28 protein-coding genes are annotated in these 24,015 nt (G+C 46.0%); 16 read left to right on the top strand and 12 right to left on the bottom strand.

The features are described from left to right. The first annotated feature begins 47 nt into the window (after positions 1–47). From C2758_RS08210 to C2758_RS08230, 5 genes are read left to right on the top strand one after another with little or no spacing between them, the layout of a single operon-like run. Positions 48–1,421, top strand: coding sequence for an MmgE/PrpD family protein (locus tag C2758_RS08210; protein WP_215327745.1), 1,374 nt, complete (start codon positions 48–50; stop codon positions 1,419–1,421). A 28-nt stretch (positions 1,422–1,449) separates the two neighbouring features. Further along, positions 1,450–2,424 carry a D-2-hydroxyacid dehydrogenase family protein gene (locus tag C2758_RS08215; protein ID WP_215327746.1) on the top strand — a complete coding sequence of 325 codons (975 nt, stop codon included), beginning with the start codon at positions 1,450–1,452 and terminating at the stop codon, positions 2,422–2,424. Positions 2,425–2,429: 5 nt separating this feature from the next. Beyond that, positions 2,430–2,966 (top strand): chromate transporter, encoded by a 537-nt coding sequence (locus C2758_RS08220; protein ID WP_215327747.1) that lies wholly within the window; start codon positions 2,430–2,432, stop codon positions 2,964–2,966. Next, positions 2,966–3,487 (top strand): chromate transporter, encoded by a 522-nt coding sequence (locus C2758_RS08225; RefSeq protein ID WP_215327748.1) that lies wholly within the window; start codon positions 2,966–2,968, stop codon positions 3,485–3,487. Before C2758_RS08220 ends, C2758_RS08225 begins: the two co-directional genes overlap by 1 nt. Then, a complete protein-coding gene (locus C2758_RS08230; RefSeq protein WP_215327749.1) occupies positions 3,484–4,461 on the top strand; it encodes a tripartite tricarboxylate transporter substrate binding protein in 978 nt (325 codons plus the stop codon). Before C2758_RS08225 ends, C2758_RS08230 begins: the two co-directional genes overlap by 4 nt. Before the next feature lie 15 nt (positions 4,462–4,476). Here C2758_RS08230 and crcB read toward each other — a convergent pair whose 3' ends face one another. The 4 genes from crcB to C2758_RS08250 are packed head-to-tail and all read right to left on the bottom strand — an operon-like array spanning position 4,477 to position 6,002. Further along, a complete protein-coding gene (gene crcB, locus C2758_RS08235; protein WP_215327750.1) occupies positions 4,477–4,854 on the bottom strand; it encodes a fluoride efflux transporter CrcB in 378 nt (125 codons plus the stop codon). 9 nt (positions 4,855–4,863) lie between these two features. Next, complete coding sequence (gene ygiD, locus C2758_RS08240; protein ID WP_215327751.1) at positions 4,864–5,643, bottom strand: 4,5-DOPA dioxygenase extradiol; 780 nt, start codon at positions 5,641–5,643, stop codon at positions 4,864–4,866. A gap of 9 nt (positions 5,644–5,652) precedes the next feature. After that, the gene (locus C2758_RS08245) at positions 5,653–5,790 is read right to left on the bottom strand and encodes a hypothetical protein (protein WP_215304924.1); all 138 of its coding nucleotides are present in this window, start codon (positions 5,788–5,790) and stop codon (positions 5,653–5,655) included. A gap of 44 nt (positions 5,791–5,834) precedes the next feature. Continuing rightward, positions 5,835–6,002: a hypothetical protein gene (locus tag C2758_RS08250; RefSeq protein ID WP_215327752.1), complete on the bottom strand. Its 168-nt coding sequence runs from the start codon at positions 6,000–6,002 to the stop codon at positions 5,835–5,837. 28 nt (positions 6,003–6,030) lie between these two features. Between C2758_RS08250 and C2758_RS08255 the strand changes: the two genes are divergently transcribed. Together C2758_RS08255 and C2758_RS08260 are read left to right on the top strand one after the other, a co-directional pair. Continuing rightward, entirely contained in the window at positions 6,031–6,693 is a 663-nt protein-coding gene (locus tag C2758_RS08255; RefSeq protein ID WP_215327753.1) for a site-2 protease family protein, read from the top strand. Positions 6,694–6,752: 59 nt separating this feature from the next. Continuing rightward, positions 6,753–7,205 (top strand): cytochrome c, encoded by a 453-nt coding sequence (locus C2758_RS08260; RefSeq protein ID WP_215327754.1) that lies wholly within the window; start codon positions 6,753–6,755, stop codon positions 7,203–7,205. Here the strand turns inward: C2758_RS08260 and C2758_RS08265 are convergent, their stop codons facing one another. Next, positions 7,206–7,886 (bottom strand): cytochrome b/b6 domain-containing protein, encoded by a 681-nt coding sequence (locus C2758_RS08265; RefSeq protein ID WP_215327755.1) that lies wholly within the window; start codon positions 7,884–7,886, stop codon positions 7,206–7,208. 44 nt (positions 7,887–7,930) lie between these two features. Between C2758_RS08265 and C2758_RS08270 the strand changes: the two genes are divergently transcribed. After that, positions 7,931–9,136 (top strand): MFS transporter, encoded by a 1,206-nt coding sequence (locus C2758_RS08270; protein WP_215327756.1) that lies wholly within the window; start codon positions 7,931–7,933, stop codon positions 9,134–9,136. Here the strand turns inward: C2758_RS08270 and C2758_RS08275 are convergent. After that, complete coding sequence (locus C2758_RS08275; protein WP_215327757.1) at positions 9,133–10,074, bottom strand: 3-hydroxyacyl-CoA dehydrogenase family protein; 942 nt, start codon at positions 10,072–10,074, stop codon at positions 9,133–9,135. The genes C2758_RS08270 and C2758_RS08275 overlap by 4 nt on opposite strands. An 84-nt stretch (positions 10,075–10,158) precedes the next feature. On the opposite strand from C2758_RS08275, the gene C2758_RS08280 reads away from it, so the two are divergent. The 4 genes from C2758_RS08280 (at position 10,159) to C2758_RS08295 (ending at position 15,095) form a co-directional block, all read left to right on the top strand. Next, positions 10,159–11,088, top strand: a complete 930-nt coding sequence (locus tag C2758_RS08280) for a 2-hydroxyacid dehydrogenase (protein ID WP_215327758.1) — start codon at positions 10,159–10,161, stop codon at positions 11,086–11,088. Positions 11,089–11,100: 12 nt separating this feature from the next. Further along, positions 11,101–12,027 carry a dihydrodipicolinate synthase family protein gene (locus tag C2758_RS08285; protein WP_215327759.1) on the top strand — a complete coding sequence of 309 codons (927 nt, stop codon included), beginning with the start codon at positions 11,101–11,103 and terminating at the stop codon, positions 12,025–12,027. A 28-nt stretch (positions 12,028–12,055) separates the two neighbouring features. Further along, positions 12,056–13,006, top strand: coding sequence for a TAXI family TRAP transporter solute-binding subunit (locus tag C2758_RS08290; RefSeq protein WP_215327760.1), 951 nt, complete (start codon positions 12,056–12,058; stop codon positions 13,004–13,006). Positions 13,007–13,082: 76 nt separating this feature from the next. Continuing rightward, on the top strand, positions 13,083–15,095 hold the full coding sequence (locus tag C2758_RS08295; RefSeq protein ID WP_215327762.1) for a TRAP transporter fused permease subunit: 2,013 nt from the start codon (positions 13,083–13,085) through the stop codon (positions 15,093–15,095). Between the two features lie 77 nt (positions 15,096–15,172). Here C2758_RS08295 and C2758_RS08300 read toward each other — a convergent pair whose 3' ends face one another. After that, positions 15,173–16,306, bottom strand: coding sequence for a mandelate racemase/muconate lactonizing enzyme family protein (locus C2758_RS08300; protein WP_215327764.1), 1,134 nt, complete (start codon positions 16,304–16,306; stop codon positions 15,173–15,175). Between the two features lie 130 nt (positions 16,307–16,436). On the opposite strand from C2758_RS08300, the gene C2758_RS08305 reads away from it, so the two are divergent. After that, entirely contained in the window at positions 16,437–17,876 is a 1,440-nt protein-coding gene (locus tag C2758_RS08305; RefSeq protein ID WP_251369175.1) for a M23 family metallopeptidase, read from the top strand. Positions 17,877–17,940: 64 nt separating this feature from the next. On the opposite strand, the gene C2758_RS08310 is transcribed toward C2758_RS08305, so the two are convergent. Beyond that, positions 17,941–18,381, bottom strand: coding sequence for a universal stress protein (locus C2758_RS08310; protein WP_215327765.1), 441 nt, complete (start codon positions 18,379–18,381; stop codon positions 17,941–17,943). Positions 18,382–18,469: 88 nt separating this feature from the next. Between C2758_RS08310 and C2758_RS08315 the strand changes: the two genes are divergently transcribed. Together C2758_RS08315 and C2758_RS08320 are read left to right on the top strand one after the other, a co-directional pair. Beyond that, complete coding sequence (locus C2758_RS08315) at positions 18,470–18,871, top strand: DUF2177 family protein (protein WP_215327766.1); 402 nt, start codon at positions 18,470–18,472, stop codon at positions 18,869–18,871. Between the two features lie 13 nt (positions 18,872–18,884). After that, on the top strand, positions 18,885–20,522 hold the full coding sequence (locus C2758_RS08320) for a SulP family inorganic anion transporter (RefSeq protein ID WP_215327767.1): 1,638 nt from the start codon (positions 18,885–18,887) through the stop codon (positions 20,520–20,522). On the opposite strand, the gene C2758_RS08325 is transcribed toward C2758_RS08320, so the two are convergent. Continuing rightward, on the bottom strand, positions 20,519–21,250 hold the full coding sequence (locus C2758_RS08325) for a sulfite exporter TauE/SafE family protein (RefSeq protein ID WP_215327768.1): 732 nt from the start codon (positions 21,248–21,250) through the stop codon (positions 20,519–20,521). The genes C2758_RS08320 and C2758_RS08325 overlap by 4 nt on opposite strands. 53 nt (positions 21,251–21,303) lie before the next feature. Between C2758_RS08325 and C2758_RS08330 the strand changes: the two genes are divergently transcribed. After that, a complete protein-coding gene (locus C2758_RS08330; protein WP_215327769.1) occupies positions 21,304–22,062 on the top strand; it encodes a helix-turn-helix domain-containing protein in 759 nt (252 codons plus the stop codon). Between the two features lie 3 nt (positions 22,063–22,065). Here C2758_RS08330 and C2758_RS08335 read toward each other — a convergent pair whose 3' ends face one another. From C2758_RS08335 to ccoG, 3 genes are read right to left on the bottom strand one after another with little or no spacing between them, the layout of a single operon-like run. Then, on the bottom strand, positions 22,066–22,323 hold the full coding sequence (locus tag C2758_RS08335) for a hypothetical protein (RefSeq protein WP_215327770.1): 258 nt from the start codon (positions 22,321–22,323) through the stop codon (positions 22,066–22,068). After that, entirely contained in the window at positions 22,320–22,523 is a 204-nt protein-coding gene (locus C2758_RS08340; RefSeq protein ID WP_215327771.1) for a FixH family protein, read from the bottom strand. The genes C2758_RS08335 and C2758_RS08340 overlap by 4 nt, the downstream gene beginning before the upstream one ends. Positions 22,524–22,555: 32 nt before the next feature. After that, complete coding sequence (ccoG, locus tag C2758_RS08345) at positions 22,556–24,013, bottom strand: cytochrome c oxidase accessory protein CcoG (RefSeq protein WP_215327773.1); 1,458 nt, start codon at positions 24,011–24,013, stop codon at positions 22,556–22,558. Positions 24,014–24,015 lie beyond the last annotated feature (2 nt).

Consider the following 24,015-nt stretch of genomic DNA (forward strand, 5'->3'; position numbering starts at 1 on the left):
TTACCCATTCTTATCAAATCCAATACTTACAAAAAACAGGAAATAACATGTCCCACGCTATTCAAGCAGCAGCCGATCTGAATGCACCACCAGTCACTAAAATATTGGCTGAGTTTGTTACTTCACACGCCAGTCAAGGCTGGAGTGCTGAGGTAGACCATGAGGCGCATCGCACTTTTTTAAATTGGCTAGGATGCGCAATTGGCGCAGCTAATCACGAGAGTGTTGAATCTTCATTGGCTGCTATCCGCGAATTTCAACCAGCACCTCAGGCAAGTATTCTTGGTCGAAAGGATCGCGTTGACATGGGTGGCGCAGCGCTCATCAATGGCATTAGCTCACATACCTTTGACTTTGATGACACGCATCTTAAAACGGTGATTCACCCAGCGGGGCCTGTTGCTTCTGCCATTCTCGCTTTAGGTGAACATACGAATGTCACAGGACGTCAAATAGTGGATTCACTCGTTTTAGGAATTGATGTTGCTTGCCGTATTGGTAATGCTATGTATCCAGACCACTACCATCGTGGCTGGCATATCACTGGCTCTACTGGCATGCTGGGCTCTGCTGCAGCTTGCTCACGTTTAATGGGACTAGATCTCCAGAAAACCACTATGGCATTGGGCATCGCAGCATCACAGCCAGTGGGTATGCGCGAGCAATTTGGCACGATGACAAAACCCTTTCACCCGGGCGGCGCTGCACGCGCAGGACAACTCTCTGCCCTATTGGCAAAGCATGGCTTTACTGCTAGCCCTAAAGCTCTAGAAGCGGGCCGTGGCTATATGCAAACCGTTTCAACTAAATGCGACTGGTCAGAGATTGATCGAGAGCTTGGAAAATCATTTGAGATTTCATTGAATACCTATAAGCCATTCGCTTGTGGAATTGTGATCCACCCAGCCATTGATGCGTGTGCGCAACTCAAAGCACAAGGCGTTAAAGCAGAGGAAGTGGAGCGTATTGAATTACGCGCTCATCCACTCGTCTTAGAATTAACTGGCAAGAAAACACCTAAAGATGGTCTAGAAGGTAAATTCAGTGTCTACCATGGTTGTGCCGTCGGCTTAATTTTCGGTCAAGCAGGTGAAGGTGAATATGCCGATGATATTGTTAATCGTCCGGATGTAGTTGCCTTGCGCGCCAAAGTAAACGCCACAACTGATACCTCTATCAGCGAAGCATCGGTGGACGTCAAAGCGATTCTGAAGGATGGGAGAGAAGTCCACATCTTCGTTAAAAATGCAATTGGGTCTGTTGAGAATCCAATGAGCGACGCTAATTTAGAGCAAAAGTTTACTAGCTTGACTGAGCCAGTCATTGGCAAGGAAAAAACTGCTCAACTGATTGCAGCATTATGGGATCTAGGAAGCGCACCTGATCTCAAGAAAATATTGAGTCTTTGCACTCCCGACTAACTCACCCCTAAAGAAGAAATCAGTCATCATGACCAAGCTACCGAATATCGTCATCCTCGGAGATTATGAGCGAGCCCTGCGTCGCTTCTCTCAGTGGGATCGGATAGAGAAAAATTCAAATCTCACAATTCATCATGAGCCATTGCGAGATGAGGCCCTATATGAGGCGGTAAAAGACGCAGATGTCATTGCCATCGTACGTGACCGATCCCCTTTTAACGAGGCCATGATTGCAAGACTGCCAAAACTCAAATTATTGATGTTCACAGGCAAGCGAAATGGCACGCTAGATAGCGCCGCCCTTATTTCTCGCAATATTCCAATTGCCTGCACGCCAGGAGGTCCTTCGAAAGAGACTACTGCCGAGTTAACTTGGGCATTAATTTTGGGCGCTTCAAAACAATTGGTTCGCCAAAATAATCTCGTGAGCACTGGTGGCTGGCGCGATGAACTCTCTGTTCTACCCATGCTCTCTGGTGAGCGCTTGGGCGTTCTTGGTCTTGGCGCCATCGGCAGTGCTGTTGCTCGCGTTGGCAAGGCATTCGGTATGGAGATTGTCACCTGGAGTCCCAACATGACCCCGGAACGCGCTGCAATTGAAAACGCCACTTCCGTCAGTCTTGAGGAATTACTACGTACATCAAAAGTTGTTACCCTGCACTTAGTAGCGGGTCCCGGAACTAAAGGCCTGATCAGCGCTGATCAACTTGCTTTAATGCGCCCGGACTCCCTTCTAGTCAATACCTCGCGCTCTGCATTAATTAATATGTCCGACTTAAGCGCCGCCCTCAAAAAAGGTTGCCCAGGCCAAGCTGCTGTGGACGTATTTGATGTTGAACCATTGCCATCGAATGATCCCTTACGTAGTACCCCAAATTTATTAGCAACTCCCCACCTAGGTTTTATTGCTGAGCCTGTATTCAACATGTTCTCTCAAGGGATTACTGAAACTCTGGAAGCATGGTTGGATCAAAAACCAGTACCCCATCCATATCAGTCTTAACGCCTTTGAAAACACTCACTCCAACAGAATTATTTATTACCTTTAGCAAGATCGGTATGTCTGGTTTTGGTGGAGTGCTACCCTGGGCTCGCCGCACCCTGGTAGAGCAAGACAAGGTGCTCAGTTCAGAAGAATTCAGCGCTATTCTTGGAATATGCCAAATTGTTCCAGGGCCCAATATTCTGAATCTTGCCGTCTGCATTGGCTCACGTCTATGTGGCGCTAAGGGCGCCTTTGCTGCAGCGCTTGGCCTGACTCTTGGACCAATCTGTATTGTGATGTTGCTAGCAGTCTTGTATCAGCATTACAGCAACTTAGAAAGTGTTCAAGGTCTACTCAGAGGCATCTCTGCAGTGGGCGTGGGACTCATTGCCTCTACCGGCATCAAAATGATGCGTGATGAGTTTAAATACCCCGCCATGCTTTTGGTCGTAGCCCTGACAATGACTGCCGCAAGTTACTTCCATCTAGGCCTTGGCTGGGTTGTTCTCCTTATATCTCCGCTTGCTTTGCTATTAGCCTTCAAGAAGGCTCGTAAGTGATGGGCATACTTCTCAGTCTATTTTTAAAGCTTTCTGCTTTTTCTCTGATTGCCTTCGGCGGAATCAATGCGCTACTTCCCAGCCTCTTGGAGCTATCGGTTTATCAAGAGCGGTGGATCGACCTACAAACTTTTGCTGATTACTTTGCGATTGCCCAAGCTGCTCCCGGCCCGAATTTCATGACAGTCACTCTGATAGGCTGGCATGTTGGAGGGGTCCCAGGGGCACTACTCGCTACTTTTGCTATTGCCTGGCCATCATCTATTTTGGTCTACTTTGTACAACGGCTGATCCTGAGTATGAATGATGAACAAAAAAAGAAGGCGATTCAGTACGCTGCTGCCGCGCTGGCAATTGGCTTAGTGCTTTCTTCTGCGTGGCAGATTGCATTACAAATCAATCATAGCTATGCTGCCTATGGATTGACTCTACTGACTATTGGGTTGACAGTCTTTACCCGCTGGCATCCTTTATATTTAATTGCACTGGGCGCAGCCCTTGGAACAATGGGATTGATATGAAACTGACTTCACTTCTGAGTATTACGATTGCCGGTGCAGCGCTCTCATGGGCGCTAACTTCGCAAGCTCAAAATAGCTACCCTAGTAAATCTATTAATTTAATAGTGCCTTATGGTGCAGGCGGGAGCGCAGATTCTCGGAGTAGACAACTGGCTCAGAAAATGAGTGTCATTCTGAAGCAGCCGATTGTGATTGATAACAAACCCGGTGCCGGTGGAAATATCGGCACTGAGTTTGTCGCAAGATCTGCCCCAGATGGCTACACCATTGGTATGGGAAACTTTGCACCCATGGCGGTAAACAAAACGCTTTTTGGAAACTTACGCTATGACCCAGAAACTGCTCTTACCCCCATCATCTTGATAGAAAAGGGCCCGCTGATCTTAGTAGTAAACCCAAATTCGCCATACAAAACCATTCAAGATATTGTTGTAGCAGCTAAGGCAAAACCAGGCACTCTGACATTCTCTTCGGGAGGAATCGGTGGTAGCCATCAACTCTCAGCTGAGCTATTTATGCAGAATGCTGGCATCCAAATGATTCATGTACCTTACAAAAGTGGCTCTGCTGCACTGACTGATTTGATGGCAGGTAATGTCGATATGATGTTTGATCAGATGTACTCTGCAGTTCCTAATATCAAGGCAGATAAATTACGTGCTATTGCCATCACCAGCAAAAAGAGATCGCCACTCTTTCCGAACGTGCCTAGTTTTGCAGAACTTGCTTACCCTAAGGTTGAAGTACTCAATTGGCAAGGATTTATTGCGCCTGCTGGCACACCTAAATCTATTATCGACACATTAAATAAAGCTGCTAATGAGGCGTTGAAAGATCCACAGCTTAGAGAGTTAATGCTCTCCCAAGGAAATGAGATTGGTGGCGGTAGTCCTGCCGATTTTGCAGCCCTCATTAAATCAGAGGCTGCAAAATGGAGTGCTGTAGTCAAAGCTGGAAATATTAAGCCTGAGTAAGTTAGATGCGCAAACTTACTTCAGCGCTTGGTAAGTCAAAATACCTAAAAAGGTTAGGCCTAGTGAGCCAGCTAAATGTAAGAGCGCAGTACCTAGCGCCCAACTGACTTCGCCACGCTGCATAAAACCAACTACTTCAGCAGAGAAGCTGGAGAAGGTGGTGAGGCCTCCCAGAAAACCTGTGATCACGAATAACTTCCATTCAGGGGAGAGACTTTGGTTGTTACCAAAGAAAGCTACAGCAATTCCGACGAAATATCCGCCAACCATATTGGAAATAAACGTTCCCAATGGAAGGGTTGAGCTAAGGTTGACTGTTGCGAGATTAAAGCCCGACCTTAGTAAAGCACCAAGACCGGCGCCACAAAAAATTGCAAAGATAGATGGCCACATATTAGATATTTATTGGATTGAGAAAGTGAGCATACTGATGGAGCCCATTTCTACTCCATCAATTAATACCTTAGGGGTCTCGCCTTGCTCTTGAAGAGCAAGCGCATATAAAGCTGGCCAATAGTGCTCAGGGGTCGGAATAGATAAATGCGCGGCGTCACCGTACTGCTCCCAATGAATTAAATTATCGTGATGATTGGCACGAATCTCAGAAACAAAAAAATCATTGAACTCTTTAGCCCAGGGATAAGGTGCCGCACCATCCTCCCAATGAATAGTGCGCAAGTTATGCACAACATTACCGCTAGCCAAGATCAAGATATTCTCGTCGCGCAAAGGACGTAATTTTTTAGCAAGCTCGTAATGCTCAGCGGCAGACATAGAGCCATCTAGACTCAGTTGCACTACCGGCACATCTGCATTGGGATAGAGGTATGTCAGAACAGACCATGCACCATGATCAATGCCCCACTCATTCTCTTCAAGTACTACGGGAACATCCAACAATTCTTTTACGCGGTCTGCCAGTGCCGGACTTCCGGGTACTGGATATTGAATATCAAACAGGGCTTGCGGAAATCCGCCAAAGTCATGAATAGTTTTAGGTTTTGGCATTGCAGTAATCCAGACTCCGCGGGTTACCCAATGGGCCGAGATGACTAAGATAGCATCTGGGCGTTTAAGTGATTTACCTAGATTGGCCCAAGCAGCTGTATAGCGATTGGGCTCAATGGCGTACATCGGACTGCCATGACCAGCAAATACTGCAGGTTGGCGATGGCTAGTCATTACTGCAGATTAGCCGAATACGTAGCCAGTGTGAGCTGCAACCAATGCAAACAAAATAGCCAAGCTAGTAGCCGCTGCCAACATCACGATCAAAGTGATGATTTTCTTATTAATTTCTTCTTTCGACTCTTTATGCCATTCGTTCATGCTAAACCCCTATTAAGCTCATTATTTGATAGTGCAATTATCCACTATCGGCCTCGGCCAGCCTTGCGCATCATGGCTTTTCCACCCCCAAAGCCTGCCTGAGGCCTGCCGCCAGGGCCAGACGGACCTTTTGGGGCTGGTGGACGGGCTGCTGGCTTAGCTGCTATGGGCTTAGCGGGGGTCTTTGATTCAGGTTTTTTATCGTCAGTCACTTTTTGCTCCTATAGATATCATATTCTCATGATTACTGACTATTCTATCCAAGCCGTTGCCATTAATGCTATTCCTTTGATTTTTGCCATCACTATTCATGAGGCTGCCCATGGCTATGCGGCCCGTCTATTTGGCGACAATACCGCCTATATGCTCGGGAGAGTCAGCCTCAACCCCATTAAACACATAGATCTGGTGGGGACGATACTGATTCCCCTGCTGTTGATTCTGAGTGGATCCCCTTTTTTAGTCGGCTATGCCAAGCCAGTACCAGTCAATTTTGGGCGCCTACGTAATCCCCGAATTGACTCTATCTGGGTAGCCCTAGCTGGCCCAGGCTCTAATTTCATCCAAGCCCTCATTTGGGCCATCTTTTTGATTACTCTCTATGGTTTTGGCGTGAATGAGCGGTTTCTCTTGGCCATGGCTCAAGCGGGGATCACCTGGAACTTAGTTTTACTAGTATTTAACCTCTTCCCTCTGCCTCCACTAGATGGTGGTCGCATTCTGGCGAGCTTATTACCAGCAAGACAATCCATCGCCTTTGGAAAACTAGAGCCCTACGGATTCTTTATTGTTTTGGCCCTCATCTTTACGGGCGTCATTGGCAGCTTTTGGATGGAGCCCTTGACGGCCTTTTTTAAGAGTGTTGTTTACTTTGTCACACTGCCCCTGCAAATGCTTTTCTGAAGTATCCTCAAAATTTGAACGCATTAGTAATAACTCACTGACCTCACTGGAGCTTAACTATGAAACTGAAACATTTGATTTTTGCCGCCATTGCCCCCGCACTAGTCGCCGGAACAGGCATTGCTTATGCGCAATTTAAAAAACCAGAAGACGCCATTAAATATCGTCAAAGTGCTTTTACTGTGATGGCCAATTCTTTTGGGAAAATTGGTGCAGTTGTTAAAGGCGAAGCACCATTCAATAAAGATGAAGTAGCGAAGAACGCGGCAGTCGTTGCTATGATCTCGACCTTGCCATGGCAAGCATTTGGTCCGGGCACAGAAGGTGGTAATGCACTTACAGTCGTATGGTCAGATAACGCTAAATTTAAAGCTGCTGGAGAAAAAATGCAGTTAGCTGTTGCTAGCCTCAATACTGCTGCGCAATCAGGCGATCAAGAGGCAATCAAAAAGGCTTTTGGTGCAGCTGGTGCTACCTGCAAAACTTGTCATGATGACTTTAAGAAAAAGTAATCAGCTAGTAATGAAGTAACCCAGAGTTAGCGCAATAAGGCTGAGCAGCAATAGCGCAAAGCCTCTTTGCCAACTTCCATCCTTGGAAGCATGGCCCAAGTCTGCAGAGAGATTCATTTCTGTTTCGCTTGGGTCAATTTCTTTATCGCCCACCAACATAGGCTTGATTAAATTCTCACCTTTGAATTTTTGGTAATACAGAATTGCGCACAGATGCAGCGCAATCAAAATCATTAAGACTATTTGGTTCTGACGATGAATTGAAGTGAGCAGCTCAACTGTTCCACTAGAAATAAATTTTGCAAAAGGTCCTTCGAAAGCAATATCGTCATTTGCAAAAAGACCGGTTACTGCTTGAAGACCAACTGAAAAGAGTAAGGCCAGAACAGATAAAGCGCCTAAGGGATTGTGACCTAACCCTGCTTTGGCTTTACCCATTAAGAAATGTATTAAACCCTTTGGACTCGGCACAAAATGAATAAAGCGTGCATGGTAAGAGCCGACAAAGCCCCACAGGATTCTGAAGACAATCAAGCTCAGCACGCAGTAACCAGAAAGCGCATGCCAACTCATTGCATTACCGCCGATCTTGACAGTGACAAAACTCAAAATAATGCCGACTACCAAAAGCCAATGAAACAGGCGAATCGGCAAATCCCAGACGCGGATGATTTTTTTCATATCTAAAGCATAAATCACTGCCCCCTTTAAAATAAGAAAAATTCATGAAAACTAGCCAAGCCTTTAAAACTCTACTGCTCTACCGTATAGGCGCAACCCTGAGCTATCAAATCATGATGGTTGCAGTAGGTTGGCATATCTATGAGATTACCAACAGCGTCATTTCCCTAGGTCTAATTGGTCTTGCGGAACTCATTCCCTACTTTGCATTAGCCCTCTATGCTGGCCATGCAGTAGATCGCCATTCTCGAAAATGGATCGCTGCGATTGCCTGCACCTTTCATATTGTCGTTGCCTTGTTTCTAGTTGCAATAGCCCTTGACTGGTTGGCGCCGCCCGTTCCCTTGATTTATTTAGCAGTAGCTTTTTTAGGTTTAGCTCGTGCACTATTACGCCCTTCTTATCAGGCTATCTTTGGACAAATTATTCCCCGAGATCAAATGCCGCGCTATACCGCTTATGCATCATCTGCATTTCAGATTTGCGTGGTAACTGGACCAGGTCTAGGCGGACTCATGATTGGATTTGCTGGGTTGGAGTGGACCTATGCTCTGGCTGCGTTGAGTGGAGCTATCGGCCTCTATGGAGTGAGCTTCATTCGCATCAAACATGAAAAGTCAGAAGGCATGAGCAATGATTTCTTAAACAGCTTTTTGGAAGGCTTTCATTACGTCCGAAAACATGAACTGATTGTCAGTATCATGCTGCTAGATGTGTTTGCCGTGCTATTCGGTGGCGCAGTATCCATACTCCCCGCCTTTGTGAAAGAGGTTCTCAATGCTGGTCCTGAAACCCTAGGAATTCTCAGGGCAGCGCCAGCAGCTGGAGCTGTCATTACAGGCCTTTACTTGGCACGTCGACCCTTGCTACAAGATTCTGGAAGACATTTATTGTTATCAGTCGGCGGTTTTGGAATTGCCATTATTGCCTTTGGACTTTCTAATAATCTTTGGCTTTGCGCACTCTTCTTATTTATTTCTGGTTGCTTTGACTCTATCTCAGTAGTCATCCGTGGCAGCATTATGCAATTGACTACCCCAGATCAGATGCGGGGCAGGATCAGTGCAATCAATGGGATATTTATTGGCTCCTCTAATGAATTGGGAGCACTTGAATCTGGCATTGCAGCCAGTCTGATGGGGCTTGTTCCATCCATCGTATTTGGTGGAGGAGCGACCTTGCTAGTTGTCTTGCTGACCTACAAGCTTGCGCCTCAACTCAGAAAACTCAATCTTAAGGATCTAACCTAGTCAATCTGAGGCAAATCTTTTTGAATAATCTTCAGACCTTCACGCAAGGCCTCCTGGTAACGCTCTCGCTCTGCCTTCATGGTCTCTGCAGTCCAAGAATAAAAACCCTCACCGGTTTTCATACCCAGCTTGCCACTAGCGATGCGATCACTTAAACATTTGGCAATATCGGGGGAGTTATTGAGAGTCGGATAAATCGTGGTACCACCGGCACCATGCACATCGAGTCCAGCATGGTCTCTCTGCATTGCAGGGCCTGCAGCGATGTAACGAAAGCCAAAGCCAAAACGTACGGCCTTATCGATATCTTCTAAGCTAGCAATGCCAGCGTCGACCATGGCGAAAGCTTCGCGCGATAAGGCATGCTGTAAGCGATTTGCCAAGAAGCCTGGTAAATCTTTTTTCACGGTTACGGGAACCATGCCACAAGCCGTCATCAAACGAGAAAGACTTTCGCCCACCATCGGCGAAGTCTTTGCACCGTAGACCACTTCTACACAAGGCACTAAGTGTGCAGGCATGAAGAAATGCAAGCCAATCATCCGTGCCGCTGTTTTTAGTCCTGCAGAAATATCACTAATTGGGAAGCTGGTGCTATTACTCGCCAAGACCGCTTCTGGCTTTGCATATTGCTCTAGCTTGGCAAATAACTCTTGCTTAATATCCAAGCGTTCAGGCACGCACTCGATCACCAAATCAACTTCCGACCAATCTATCTCCTCTAGGGAACTAGCTGTTGAGAGTAAATGTAAGCGGTGCTCATACCCCAGGTCGATCATGGTGTTGGCAAAATAATCCGGCAAAAGTGCACGGCGTTCGGTAGTAGGCTCCATTACCTGAACCGCACAACCCCCGCGCGCGCAAACCGCTGCTACATCAGCACCCATAGTGCCGCCGCCAACGATGACGACCTTAGTTTCGGATGGGGTAAATAACATCTCAATTTCTCCTTCGGGGGCAAGATAAGGATCACAAATCCTCTTACAATGCCTTCATTATTCCAATAAAAAAGTAAGTGAGACATGATCCCAGTCAATTCAGTGCTGCAGGTCGGGCAATTTCCTGAGGTAATGCAAGCGGCAGTTGACCGGCGCATTAGCCCGGTTCGCTTTCCCGACCTCAATGCCGATCTACCTCCAGGCTCTTTTGAGAGTATTTTGATTCGCTCAAACACCCAACTACCTGCCCAATTACTTGAGAAACTCCCGACGGTAAAGATGGTGGCTACCTGTGGCGTAGGTTATGACAATCTTCCCCTCGACTACCTGAAGGCCCATGGAATCAAGGCGAGTAATACCCCGGGCGTTTTAAATGACGCGGTTTGCGAGCTAGCGATTGGCATGCTCTTTGGCTTATTACGTCGCATTCCCCAAGCTCACGAGTTTGTCAAAAGTGCCGCCTGGTCCAAGGGTTTATTTACCGTCACCACAACGCTTGCCGGCAAGCAGGTCGGGATTGTAGGAATGGGTCGTATTGGGCAGGATCTGGCAAAACGCTTAGGGCCTTTTAAGGTGAATTTGGCTTACACCGGCCCAACCCGAAAAGACCTGCCTTACGAGTACCTTCCTGATATCCAATCTTTGGCAAAGGCATCTGACGTCCTGTTTCTCGCTTGCCCTGCCACGCCAGAAACAGAAAAAATGATCAATGCTGAAGTCCTAAAGGCACTTGGCCCACAGGGTTATCTGATCAATATTGCTCGTGGTAGCGTGGTGGATGAGACTGCACTTTTAGTTGCACTGCAGCAAAAATGGATTGCCGGGGCAGCGCTTGACGTATTTGAAAATGAACCCAATCCAAACCCAGAGTTCTTAAATCTCGATAATGTTCTATTAACTCCGCATATTGGTAGTGCAACCTCTGAAACACGGCAATTAATGACAAATTTAGCAATAGATAACTTAGAAGCTTTCTATAATAAAAAACCACTTCTGACTGAAGTAAAAAATTAAAACGGAGCAAGTATGACCATTACCCTACACCCCTCAACACTTCCTGCGGTGCTCTCGCCTGTATTGACTCCGTTTAAAGCTGACGGTAGCCCAGATACACAAAAATTACTCAAGCAATGCCAATGGCTCGAAGCCAATGGTGTTGGCCAAGCAATCTTCGGCACAAATTCAGAAGCCAATTCCATTTCAGCACCACAAAAAATGGATGCCCTAACAGCACTCATTCAAGGCGGTCTGAATCCCGCCCATATGATGCCTGGCACTGGCGCCACTTCGATTGATGCCACTGTCACGATGACCCGTCATGCCGTTCAACACAAATGTGCTGGCGTATTAATGCTGCCTCCGTTCTATTACAAAGATGTCACAGATGATGGTTTGTTTGCCTTTTACTCAGAAGTCATTCAAAAAGTGGGTGATGCTGGTTTACAAATTTATATTTACAACATTCCACCAGTTACTAAGATTAATTTAAGCCTCTCTTTATTAGAGCGCCTCGCAAAAGCCTATCCAAAAACCATCGTTGGTATGAAAGATAGTTCTGGCGATTGGGCTTATACGGAATCTGTCATTAAACTATTGGCACCCTCCGGTTTCCGCGTTTATGCTGGTAGCGAAGTCTTTCTCATGCGTACCTTGCACGCTGGTGGCGTAGGCTGCATCTCCGCCACAGCTAACGTAAACCCTAAAGCGATCGCTCAATTAGCATCCCATTGGCAAGAATCTGATGCAGATCAACACCAAACTGCTCTAGATCAAGTACGCTCCATTTTTGCTCAATATCAAATGATTGCTGGTATGAAAACTGCAGTTGCGCATTACAGTAAGGATCCAGAGTGGTTGCGCGTACGCCCACCACTCATGCAACTGAGCGCAGACCAGCAAGCAAAGTTATTGGGCGAGCTACAAAAAATGAATTTCAGCATGCCAGGCCTTTAATTTCATAGATGCAAAACAGGAGACAAAAATGAAGCTTATAAAAACGATTGCCATATCTATCACGATGTTTTTTGGTGCCGCACAAGCGCAAAACATTTCTATCGCAACCGGTGGTACTGGTGGTGTTTACTACCCAATGGGTGGTGGTTTAGCCTCAGTGTTATCCAAGCATGTACCAGGAATGTCAGCAACTGCTGAAGTGACAGGTGGCTCGGTTGATAATTTAAAGCTCGTTGGCACTGGTAAACCTTACGTTGGTTTCTCAATGGCTGATGCTGCGAAAGATGCTAAAGATGGTGAGGATAAATTCAAGGATAAGCCAGTTGATTTACGCAACTTACTCATACTGTATCCAAACCTCATGCACGTTGCTACCGTCGAATCGACTGGCATTAAAACCATGAAAGATCTCAAAGGTAAGCGCATCAGTACAGGCGCACCAGGAAGTGCTACTGAAGTCATGGCTTTTCGCTTATTAGAGGCTGCAGGTCTGGATAAAGACAAAGATGTCAAGCGTGAGCGCTTGAGCGTTGCAGAATCTGTCAATGCTGTAAAAGACCGCAAGATTGATGCCTTCTTTTGGGTAGGCGGATTACCAACTGCCGCTGTTACCGATTTAGCAAACAGTCCTGGCATGAAAATTGTCATGGTAGACACTACTGCTGAAGTTCCCGCTATGAATAAAAAATATGGCAATCTTTATTTCCCATCCGTCATTACCAAGCAAACTTATAGCGGTATGGAGAAAGATAATAAAGTTGCAGCGGTTGCCAATCTTTTGGTTGTAAACGCCTCTATGTCTGATGCAGAAGCATACAAAATTGTTAAAGCTATTTTTGATAATCAGCTTGAACTTGTCCGCTCACATGCTGAGTACAGAAATATCAAGCTAGAGAACCAAAAAGCGAATGCTTCACCGATTGCTTATCATCCAGGCGCTTTAAAGTACTTTAAAGAAAAAGGTGTCAAAGTAAACTAAGTCATATCGGGGTGAGTTAATCTCACCCCTTTTGCTTTAAGGCTGTATGTAAATATAAAAATAGACTGATAAAGACATGAATCAAAATGTAATTGATAACGAAACCCAAGCAAAATTAGATGCCTTCATTAAGCAAGAAGAGGGTGATTCTAATGACTATAAAGGTCTGCTAGCTATATTCATTACGCTGGTGGCAATAGGCATGTCTTTATTCCATCTATATGCAGCCTACTCGATTGTTCCAACACATCAACTCAGAGTCATCCACGTTGCCCTAGTCTTGTTTTTAGTGTTCTTAAGCTTTCCTATTGCTGCTCGTTTTAAAAACCAGTTGAAATTTTGGGATGTTTTATTTGCCATAGGCTCAGTTGCTATCGCCTATTACATTCTGTCCGGCGGCGACGATCTCATGGACAGAAACACCGCCCCAAATTCTACTGACGTCATGGTTGGTATCGCTCTCATACTGCTCATCCTTGAGGGCGTGAGAAGAACCAATGGCATGGTGCTCGTCACCGTTACAGTACTTTTCTTGTTATATGCTTTCTTTGGCAACTACCTTCCCGCCCCATGGACTCATAAAGGTTATGACTTAGATCGACTCGTAGGTTATATGTACATGAGTCTTGAGGGTATCTATGGCACCGCCGTCGACGTCTCTGCAACCCTGATTATTCTTTTCACTATCTTTGGTGCCTTTTTACAATTTACTGGCGCAGGAAAATTCTTCATCGACTTCTCTTTTGCTGCAATGGGCGGCAAATCATCTGGGGTAGGTAGAACGATTGTTTTGTCTTCCTTCCTCATGGGCGGCCCATCAGGATCCGGTGTGGCAACTACTGTTACGGTTGGCTCTGTAGCTGCGCCCATGCTTGAAAAAGTAGGTTACGAGAAAAATGCCGCAGGTGGTCTTTTGGCTGCAGGTGGACTTGGTGCGATCATCTCACCACCAGTATTGGGAGCGGCAGCCTTTCTGATTGCCGACTTCCTCAAAATTTCCTACTTAGATGTGTTGCTCATGGCAACCATCCCTACGATTCTGTTCTACCTTGGCTTGTTTGTTATGGTGGAAATCGACGTACGGAAGTACGGTATGAAAAATATTCATTTCCCATCCGCAGAAAGCGCTTGGCAATTAACCAAGAAATATTGGTTTCATTTTTTCTCTTTAATTTCTATTGTCGTTTTTATGATGTTTGGCTTCTCGCCAGTGATGTCAGTCTTTTGGGCTACCGTTGTTTCTGCACTGTCTAGTATGTTGCGCGAAGATACCGCGATCATTCCATGGGCCTGGTTTAAAGGTAAAGAACCCATACTCTCTGGCCTTTACAATTCCAGTTTATCGAAGGCGCTCTCGTCTGGCTCTACAGGCGTATTAGCGATTGCAGCAACGTGTGCGGGTGCAGGCCTCATCGTGGGTACTGTCACCCTCACTGGCCTAGGTCTCAAATTTAGCTCCATCGTGATTCAGTATGCAGGAGGCTCATTGTTGCTAACGGCCATCTTTACAGCATTGATTGTCTGGATCGTTGGCCTTGCAGTACCAGTAACTGCCTCTTATATTATTTGCGCTGTGATCGCTGCACCGGCACTCATTAACTTAGGTGTACCTGCATTTGCCGCGCATATGTTCATCTTCTATTACGCCGTGCTTTCAGAGGTGTCGCCCCCAACTGCACTTTCTCCTTTTGCAGCAGCGGCAATCTGCAAAGGCAACCCCTATAAGACAACACTACAGACATGGAAGTATGTTGCCCCAGCGATCTTAGTACCATTTATGTTTGTCCTCGATGAATCAGGCGTGAGCTTGCTCCTGATGGGATCTACTAGCGCTCTGGAACAGGCTGACTGGACGCAGATTGCCTGGATTTCATTTACTGCCGTAGTTGGCATCATTTGTTTGGCCGGTGGCTTACAGGGTTGGTTTATTGAAAAAACCAAAGTCTTTGAGCGCGTCATCATGGTGATCTCCGGGGTGGCTTTAGCCTATCCCTCCACCGAAGCTGATCTGATTGGTTTTATTGGTTTTGCTTTGGTGCTCGTCACCCAACTGATTACTCACTACAAACTCAATCCCAAATCCACCTGAAACTATTGAAGTAGTTCATGACCATCAAAAATCCCGCCTCTTGAGCGGGATTTTTTATTACTGAGAATTTAAATACTTTAAATAATCTTTGTCCAAGCAGCCTTACCAGCATACTTTTTGATAGCAGTTTCATCAAACTCAAATCCTAATCCCGGCGTCTTATGTAAGATCAAATCGCCATTCTTGAAGGTGAGCTGCTTATTAATTAATCTGCGGAAGTTCAAGACCTGATCATCCAAGAAGAACTCTACAAAACGTGCATTTGGCGTTGCTGCCACCAAAGGAGCATGAAGATCATGCATCCAATGTGGGCAAACAATCACTCCCTTTAAATCCGCATAAGCAGAAATACGACGCCACTCCGTAATACCGCCACAGACTGCCGCATCAGACTGCAAAATAGTAACGCCACCAGCTTCGATGAGCTCCCTAAAACGCCAGCGTCCTGCCTCCATCTCACCGGTAGCAACATTGATCTTAGTCTGACGGGCTAGCGCCGCATGCAGGTCGATAGCATCTGGAGAAAATGGCTCTTCAATCCAATAGGGGTTGTAAGCCTCAAAGCGGCGAATATATTCAAGAGCAGTCGGCAGGTCACGCCAAGCGTTATTGGCATCTAGGGTCAGCAAAACGTCCTCGCCTACGGCCATACGAGCAGCTTTAACACGAGCTTCTTCTTCTCTTGGAGATAGGCGCCCTACTTTCATTTTGACAGCCTTAAAGCCCTGTTTTACGTAGGACTCCATTTCTTTGCCCAACTTGGCGGGCGTTTTACCATCAAGGTAGTAACCACCGCTGGCATAAGCCGGAACGCGATCATCTACAACTGATCCTAGGTATTGATGAAGAGGTAATTTCGCGGCACGGGCATTCAAGTCCCAAAGTGCCGTATCAAGAATGGAGATGCCACGCATCACCGCACCAGCGCGCCCTTGCAAGATAGACTCGTTATACATGTCCATCCACAGACCTTCGCTGCGATGACTATTTTGACCAATCAGTTTTGGGGCTAGTAATTGCTCAACGGCAATCTTGGCAATATCTCCACCCGCACTGCCGACATAGCAAAACCCAATACCCTCATTACCATCCTTGCCCCGCACTTTAACCAAGCAATAATGCCGCTCTGAAACCGTTCGAGTAGAAAAGGAGGTGACCTTATCTAGAGGCACTGCTACTGCAGCAACTGATACTGACTCAATAATGGGCATGAGAATTCCTTTGATAAAAATTTATTGTATCTACAACTTTTGCTACTTTCCTTGACCAACTTCAATAGAAAATTGCTGCACTACAACATAAAAAACGGGGGGCTGGGCAACAATATTGGATAATTGAGCGGTGAAAAAAATAGCGAGCCAATTACCTCACTTATTAAGAAACGTCATCAACATTGCCGGACTCTCTCTGATCGTGCTGGTTTCTAGTGTGCAAGCTCAACAAGCAAGTTCAACGAGTAAAACTAACAAAACTCCTCAGGTAAAGCAAAAAGCGGTCAGCGCCAATAATAAGCAGGCCGGTATTCAGCTGAAAGAAAACTCACTCAATCGCTCTAGTAAAAGCATGAACTTAAATCCTGAGTTATTTAAACGGATTGAGAGTACAGATAGCAATGAAAGTGGTGCGAATCTAGACTATCGCGTCCAACGTGGTTGCCTACGTCGTAGCTTTAACGAAGAGAATCTTCCAGCTAGTCTGGGCGTGGACAATCGAGAATTCAATGAATTCTTCAAATCTCAAACTAAAGGTTTTTTTAATCGAATGCGGGGCAATTGCATTCCTTATGCATTAGCCCTCGGCAACCGCAACCGCTTCGAATCCTTAAGCGTCATGAATGGCCCGATACAGGATGCCAAGACTGAGATTTGGACTTTTACACCATCAGCAGCGGGTAACTTCTTAATTCAGCAGGACTACCTCAGAGAGGAGTCTAAGCGCTTTACGGAAATTCAATTGCCCCTGAGCGCTGTTTTATATGATCCCAAAAAAGTAGGGGATAAATTACCCGTTGAATTGGTCTGGGAGCTGAACTCCATCATCAAGCAAATTTACCCCGAAGAAAATAATGCGCTTGAAAATACCAACAGCATTGTTCGACTGATTGTAGATTTTGGCGATAAGGAACGTTGGGCTCAAATTTGGGCTGTAGAAATTATTGAACCATCCTCAAATGAAGTATTTGCCAGCGCTTTTTGGGTCGAAAGAAATGATATCCCCGGGGGCTTTTATACCTCCAGCGGTGAATCGATTGAGCGTACTTTCTGGACCAATCCCCTGAGCTATCGACGTATCTCCCGCGGGGTTGGTAGTGTCAGAGCATCAAGCAAAAAAGCTGCGCCGCCAAAGAACGGTAGCGCTGTTGTTGCTGCTCCCAAACAAAGATATCGCACCCATATGGGCATTGATTATTCAGCACCAACTGGGACGCCAATCTTTAGCGTAGCTACAGGCAGGGTAGTGCATTTAGGCTATAGCGGCGCGTTTGGCAACCTCATCATTCTTGAGCATCCCGGCAACTACCGCACCTACTATGCTCACTTGAGCGGCTACAACGCTGAGCTAGAGGTGGGCAATGAGGTACGGCGTGGTCTTGAGATTGGCTATGTCGGATCGACTGGACGCTCCACAGGCCCCCATCTCCATTTTGAATTGAGAAAGGATGGGGTCTATGTTGATCCCTACGCAGTAAAAACCCAGCTGGATTTGTGGAATATGCGCGATAGCGATAGTGGCTTACTCACTCGAGAAATTCTATTACTGGGTTCGCCACCCATGAATTAGGAGACGCAAATCCGCTATTAAAAAGGGGTCCATAGGACCCCTTCACTTTTAGATACATTAGTTCTTAACCAAGCACCAATACTGGTATCTTAGAGTGCACAATCACCTCGTGCGTTTCGCTACCTAGTAAGACGCTCTTAATGCCTGTACGCTTATGTGAGGCCATCACAATCACGTCAGCTTTCGATTTCTTAGCAGCATCCAAAATACCCTCTGATAAATTGCTATTAGGGATATGAAGGCTGCTTGCTTTTACGCTAGTGCCCAATAAAAGAGAAGCCTTTTTGAAGACATCTGCTGCATAAGCTTCGCAGACCTTCTTATGGTCTTTTTGAGAAATTCCGTAGCCCATCGAGCTATCGGAATACACCATTGGTGGCATTGGATCAGAAACATAAACCAACGTCACGGCAGCTTTATCGGCCTTTGCAAGCTCAGCTACCTTTTTTAAGGACTTTTTACTCACATCTGAACCATCAACGGGTACTAATAAATGCTTGAACATATTGACTCCTGTTAAATTAACCGTAATACCTTTCATTCCATCATAATCTTTATTGCTCAACTGTAAAAGCATAAAAAAGGAAACTAAATTGCTCAAGTACCTTGCAGTGTATTTTTCGTTTCTCTTAACACTGATCATCATTGATTTAATTTGGCTTCTTGGCATCGCTAGAAATCTCTATCGTGACGAGATGGGCTCCCTGATGGCTAGTGAGCCAAAATTATGGGCAGGACTAGCCTTTTATCTCTTGTACGCGCTTGGGGCATCGATTTTCGTGATCTTTCCAGCGATTTCAAAACAGTCCTGGATATATGCGGCGCAGTATGGCGCCCTATTTGGTTTCTTTTGTTATATGACTTACGACCTCACGAATCTTGCAGTGATTCGCGACTTTCCCATGCGCTTAGCATTTGTAGACATTGCCTGGGGATCTGCTGTTACTGCACTATCCGCAACGATTGCCTACTGGGTTGGCAATCGGATGGCTTAAGAGCCTTTCGCACATGCGTTTTTTTCACCCCAAACTACTCGATACCCTTCAGGGCTATAACGGCGCCCTTTTTAGCAAAGATATATTGGCAGGCATCACGGTTGGAGTAGTTGCACTACCTTTAGCGATGGCATTTGCGATTGCCAGTGGGCTCAAACCAGAGGCAGGTATCTTTACCGCTATCATTGCTGGCGGATTCATTTCCGTCTTGGGTGGCAGCCGCGTCCAAATTGGCGGGCCGGCTGGCGCATTCATCGTGATTGTTTACGGCATTGTTGAGCACTATGGCCTTGCCAATTTACTCCTAGCTACTGTCATGTCTGGAGTATTTTTATTTCTGATGGGTCTCTTTCGGCTGGGGACATTAATTCGCTTTATTCCAATAGCGGTCATTATTGGTTTTACCAACGGCATCGCCGTGCTGATTGGACTATCTCAAGTAAAAGAATTTTTTGGCCTTCAAATTACCAAAATGCCTGCTGAGTTTTTTCAAGCAATTCAAACTCTGTATGCTGCTGCCGATACGGTTAACCCTATCGCACTCATGCTATCCAGCGGAACTCTCGCCTTTTTAATTGCTTGGAGAGTCTTTCAAAAACAGCTGGGACAGCTGAGTCATCTGCCAGGCACCGTCATTGCCATGGCTGCCGCCACCATAATCACGAGTACATTTAATCTGCCAGTAGATACCATTGGCAGTCGCTTTGGCGGCATCCCCCCTGGTCTGCCGAGTTTTGAATGGATCCCGATCAGCTGGGGCACCGCACAATTTGTGATTGCGCCTGCAATTACCCTCGCTCTACTTGGAGCGATTGAGTCGCTACTGTGCGCCCGAATTGCTGATGGACTGATTCATGATCGTCATGAATCTAATCAAGAGCTGATGGCTCAGGGTGTTGCCAATGTAGTCACCCCATTCTTTGGTGGCATGCCGGCTACAGGAACGATTGCCAGAACGGTTACCAACATACAGAGCGGGGGAAGTACTCCAATTGCTGGAATCATTCACTCAGTAACATTGCTAGTGATTATTTTATTTGGAGCTCCGCTAGCAGAAAATATTCCTCTGGCTTGCCTAGCTGCCATCCTCATGTTTGTTGCCTGGAATATGGGCGAATGGAGAAAGTTTGCAGACCTCAAGCAATTTCGCCTGCCCTATCGCTTAACGATGTTGAGTGTATTTGCTCTGACCATCGTGTTAGATCTCACTATTGCAATACAAGTAGGCTTGCTGCTTGCTTTCGTCACCTTCATTTATCGCATCTCCAGTTTGTCACGCTATGAACCGGTCAATCTCGCTGATTTTCCAGAGCTACAGCAGTATCAGGGAAGGATTGCTGCATTCAGAATTTATGGCGCTATCTTTTTTGGTGCAGTCAAAATTCTGGAGAACATTGAAAACGAATTGCCCTCACAAGTATTGATACTTGACCTCAAGAACGTGATCTACATCGACGTTTCTGGTATGGACGCTGTACTTGAACTTGAAACAGTTTGTAAAAATCGGAATATCAAACTCATCATTTGTGGTCTAGCACATCAACCCTACGAGATGGCCACTCGAGCAGGCCTCTTCGAGTGCCTACCTATCGATTGCATCTACCCAGACCTGCAGCAAGGCATCGCTAGAGCGATCAGCCAATCCCATTAACCGATACAGAAACCGCCCTTCAGTAAAGCGTCCGGCAAATACCAGGCACGATAAAGCCCAAATAGAGCGGCTGACAACAAAAGACCTGCAGCAATGTATCTCACCACAGCATATTGACTAAGTTGTGTCAGAGCTGCTGAAAATTTTGAAATCAACAATAGATTAGGCAAAGTGCCCAAACCAAACGCCAGCATTAGCGCTGCACCCGTTAAGACATCCCCCGATAAAAAGGCGAGCGGTAAAACACTGTAGACCAAACCACAAGGAACAAGACCCCATACCATCCCACTAAACCAGCGGAATGAACGGCCTGTGAAACTCCCTAAATACTGAGCCCAGTAAGTAGCCATTCGTGCGCCAAGCCACTTACCTAAAAATGGAGAGCCATTTGGTCTTGGATGCAGTAGACGTAAACCCATTAGCAATAAAATAAGTGATGTAATGGCAAACAAAGGGCGCTGAATGGGCACTATATTCTGCTGCCAAAGAACTGCTCCAGCCCAAGCAGCCAATGTACCGAGCAAAACATAGGTCGTTAAACGTCCAGCGTGCATGATGATCTGAAGATAAAACAGCTCTGACTTACTTTGCAATGGAGCATAAGTCACTCCACTAGAGTTACCTTGACGCTCAACTGCGGCAGCAATACCGCCACACATCAAAGCGCAGTGCCACCCACTAACTAGAGCGCCCAAGAAGACAGCCAACAGAAGACTGGCAGTCAGCATTCGAGAGAAATATTAAAATTGCACATTATCCGAGTAGAATAAACCGATCTAATATGAATTACACCAACTCAGATGTCCCCAGTGGCAAATGCTCAGTCTGTGTACTAGGTCAGTTTTGCTTGCCAGTGGGCATTAGCCCAACTGACATCGCTAAGATTGACACTCTTGTAAAAGAACGGGTTCATCTACAAAAAGGTGAGAGCCTCTACCGTCATGGTGACCCACTTTCTGCGGTCTACAGCATTCGTTATGGCACTCTCAAGACTGAGTATGGCTTGGAGGATGGGCGTCAACAAGTCATCGGCTTTCATCTACCTGGTGAGATCTTAGGGCTTGATGGTATTGGAGACGGCAGCTATCAATCTGAAGCGATTGCTCTGGAAGAGAGTGAGGTGTGCATTATTCGCTATGAGGCATTTGAGGACTTAGCACACCAAATTCCGGCACTGCAAAAGCAGTTTCACCGCATTTTGAGCCGTGAACTCACCCAAGATCAACGTCACCTACTCTCACTCGGTAGCTTGCGTGCTGAGGAGCGTTTAGCAACTTTTCTGCTCAATCTTTCTCAGCGCTTGGCTGCACGAGGCTACCTCAATAATGAATTTGATTTGCGCATGAGTCGCGTAGAAATTGGCAGCTATCTCGGTATTCAGATTGAAACAGTGAGCCGGATGCTCTCACGCTTTGCCGAATCAGGACTTATTCAAATTAAACAACGTCATATCAAACTCATAGACATGGACGGACTGCATGAACTGGCCGGCATCCCAAACCCTGAACGTACAGTACAGATCAAGCCATGTGCTAATTGAAGTCTATATTAAGCTTGTATCCGAGTTCTTAGTGTCAGCATGAATTCCCGGAAGAATATAGGCTGTCAGAGCACTCGAAAATGAGCAAAAGATCCAGATAACAAAAAATCCGATGGTGTAAATACCCTCGTCAGAGATATTAGGGTGATGACCAAAAAATAACAACTCAGCAGGATGCACAATGCTAAAGAGTAGGCCTTCAGCCAAGATGGAGGCCAAGAATGAAGGCCACATAATCCAGATGAATAGGCGATACTTCATTTGCGGTCCTGCTCCACTTTAAGCTGCTCCACTTTGAGTCCACGCTTCACCACACCATCTCGTACAGGCTTATCTGAGTAGAGATTGACCGCCAAATAAATAGTAATCACACATCCAATGGCAGCAAGTGCTGGACCACTAATCAGCAGCCAGGGCCACAGCTGTTTAAACCAAGGCTTGTTAGCTTCATGTTCTGACATATTTATCCTCTCTCTATCCTTCGGTATATAGCTTAGCGGGGAATAATAAAACTTGATTTTTCATCGCGGGTCCTGGTAATCCACTCGCCACCAGATAGCTCTTGACCAATGACATCAAAGTAAATTGGGTAATTACCAGACTCATGCGCACCTACAGTAGTACTTACTTTAATCGGAATCAAAAGATTACTGGCTGGTCCTACCGCAACCTCCGTAAGCAACTCTCCCTGAGAATTAAGTATTCTTAAATCCGATAGGCCACTTGCCTTGAGCTGTACATTCATCTTATTTTCTGATGCATTCATGATCTGAATACGGTAAATATTTTCAATACGGACACCATCCACTTCGCGAGCCAATGCTCCACGATCACGCATGACATCAACCCTTAAGGGATTTCGGGTCAGCAATGAGATCAAGAAGGCACTGGTAAGTACAGTAATAAAAGCGATGTAGATCAAAACACGTGGTCGTAAGATATGACGTAGTGCATTTTGATTGGTTTCTTTTTCTTCAATGGCTCGCTCGGTTGTATACCGAATCAAGCCTTTTGGATAATCCACTTTTTCCATTACTTGATCACAAGCATCAATACAGGCGCCACATCCAATACACATGTATTGCAGGCCATCTCGGATGTCAATGCCGGTTGGGCAGACTTGCACACAAATACTGCAATCTACGCAATCACCTAGACCCAGAGTTGTATGATCTGCTGACTTGTTACGGCTACCCCGTGGCTCACCCCGAACCTTATCGTAGGTGACCAAGAAAGTATCTTTGTCTACCATCACACTTTGGAAGCGTGCATATGGACACATATATTTACACACTTGCTCGCGCATGAAGCCCGCATTACCCCAGGTTGCAAAGCTATAAAAACACAACCAAAAGGTTTGCCATGGTCCCAAAGAAAGATGTAAGATGGAGGTGCTGAGGGTTTCAATTGGAGTGAAATAGCCAATGAAAGTAAAACCAGTCCAAAAAGCAATCAAGAACCACAGGAAATGCTTAGTAATTTTGAGGCGCCACTTACAAATACCCCAAGGCCATTCTTCACCGTCTAAGCGAATCCGCGCAAAACGATCGCCTTCAACCTTACGCTCGATCCACATAAAAATTTCGGTATAGACCGTTTGGGGACAAGCGTAGCCACAAAATAATCGACCCGCAATCGCCGTGAATAAAAAGAGAGCTAAGGCAGAGAGAATTAACAGGAGCGTGAGATAAATGACGTCCTGTGGCCACAGCACGAGGCCGAAGATATAAAACTTACGCTGAATTAAATCAAAGAGTACTGCTTGACGATCATTCCAGCTAATCCAAGGCAGACCATAAAACAATAATTGCGTTGCAAATACCAAGATGAGACGCCAGCGAGCAAATAAGCCACTAACAGATCGTGGGTAAATCTTTCGCCGGATCTCGTAAAGAGATTGCTCAATCACATCTATCGGAATAGGCTTACCTACCGGCGAATGATCTGACACTG

Origin of the sequence: Polynucleobacter sp. AP-Sving-400A-A2 (genome assembly GCF_018688155.1) — a bacterium.
Taxonomy (GTDB): domain Bacteria; phylum Pseudomonadota; class Gammaproteobacteria; order Burkholderiales; family Burkholderiaceae; genus Polynucleobacter.

Bases quoted from the DNA above. Each gene is read 5' to 3' on its own strand.
- C2758_RS08295 (WP_215327762.1), top strand. From the start codon at position 13,083: ATGAATCAAAATGTAATTGATAACGAAACCCAAGCAAAATTAGATGCC.
- C2758_RS08245 (WP_215304924.1), bottom strand. From the start codon at position 5,790: ATGAACGAATGGCATAAAGAGTCGAAAGAAGAAATTAATAAGAAAATC.
- C2758_RS08320 (WP_215327767.1), top strand. From the start codon at position 18,885: ATGCGTTTTTTTCACCCCAAACTACTCGATACCCTTCAGGGCTATAAC.
- C2758_RS08270 (WP_215327756.1), top strand. From the start codon at position 7,931: ATGAAAACTAGCCAAGCCTTTAAAACTCTACTGCTCTACCGTATAGGC.
- C2758_RS08285 (WP_215327759.1), top strand. From the start codon at position 11,101: ATGACCATTACCCTACACCCCTCAACACTTCCTGCGGTGCTCTCGCCT.
- C2758_RS08300 (WP_215327764.1), bottom strand. From the start codon at position 16,306: ATGCCCATTATTGAGTCAGTATCAGTTGCTGCAGTAGCAGTGCCTCTA.
- C2758_RS08265 (WP_215327755.1), bottom strand. From the start codon at position 7,886: ATGAAAAAAATCATCCGCGTCTGGGATTTGCCGATTCGCCTGTTTCAT.
- C2758_RS08310 (WP_215327765.1), bottom strand. From the start codon at position 18,381: ATGTTCAAGCATTTATTAGTACCCGTTGATGGTTCAGATGTGAGTAAA.
- ygiD (WP_215327751.1), bottom strand. From the start codon at position 5,643: ATGACTAGCCATCGCCAACCTGCAGTATTTGCTGGTCATGGCAGTCCG.
- C2758_RS08340 (WP_215327771.1), bottom strand. From the start codon at position 22,523: ATGTCAGAACATGAAGCTAACAAGCCTTGGTTTAAACAGCTGTGGCCC.
- C2758_RS08335 (WP_215327770.1), bottom strand. From the start codon at position 22,323: ATGAAGTATCGCCTATTCATCTGGATTATGTGGCCTTCATTCTTGGCC.
- C2758_RS08225 (WP_215327748.1), top strand. From the start codon at position 2,966: ATGGGCATACTTCTCAGTCTATTTTTAAAGCTTTCTGCTTTTTCTCTG.
- C2758_RS08260 (WP_215327754.1), top strand. From the start codon at position 6,753: ATGAAACTGAAACATTTGATTTTTGCCGCCATTGCCCCCGCACTAGTC.
- C2758_RS08230 (WP_215327749.1), top strand. From the start codon at position 3,484: ATGAAACTGACTTCACTTCTGAGTATTACGATTGCCGGTGCAGCGCTC.
- C2758_RS08330 (WP_215327769.1), top strand. From the start codon at position 21,304: ATGAATTACACCAACTCAGATGTCCCCAGTGGCAAATGCTCAGTCTGT.
- C2758_RS08215 (WP_215327746.1), top strand. From the start codon at position 1,450: ATGACCAAGCTACCGAATATCGTCATCCTCGGAGATTATGAGCGAGCC.
- crcB (WP_215327750.1), bottom strand. From the start codon at position 4,854: ATGTGGCCATCTATCTTTGCAATTTTTTGTGGCGCCGGTCTTGGTGCT.
- C2758_RS08325 (WP_215327768.1), bottom strand. From the start codon at position 21,250: ATGCTGACTGCCAGTCTTCTGTTGGCTGTCTTCTTGGGCGCTCTAGTT.
- C2758_RS08290 (WP_215327760.1), top strand. From the start codon at position 12,056: ATGAAGCTTATAAAAACGATTGCCATATCTATCACGATGTTTTTTGGT.
- C2758_RS08275 (WP_215327757.1), bottom strand. From the start codon at position 10,074: ATGTTATTTACCCCATCCGAAACTAAGGTCGTCATCGTTGGCGGCGGC.
- C2758_RS08210 (WP_215327745.1), top strand. From the start codon at position 48: ATGTCCCACGCTATTCAAGCAGCAGCCGATCTGAATGCACCACCAGTC.
- C2758_RS08255 (WP_215327753.1), top strand. From the start codon at position 6,031: ATGATTACTGACTATTCTATCCAAGCCGTTGCCATTAATGCTATTCCT.
- C2758_RS08280 (WP_215327758.1), top strand. From the start codon at position 10,159: ATGATCCCAGTCAATTCAGTGCTGCAGGTCGGGCAATTTCCTGAGGTA.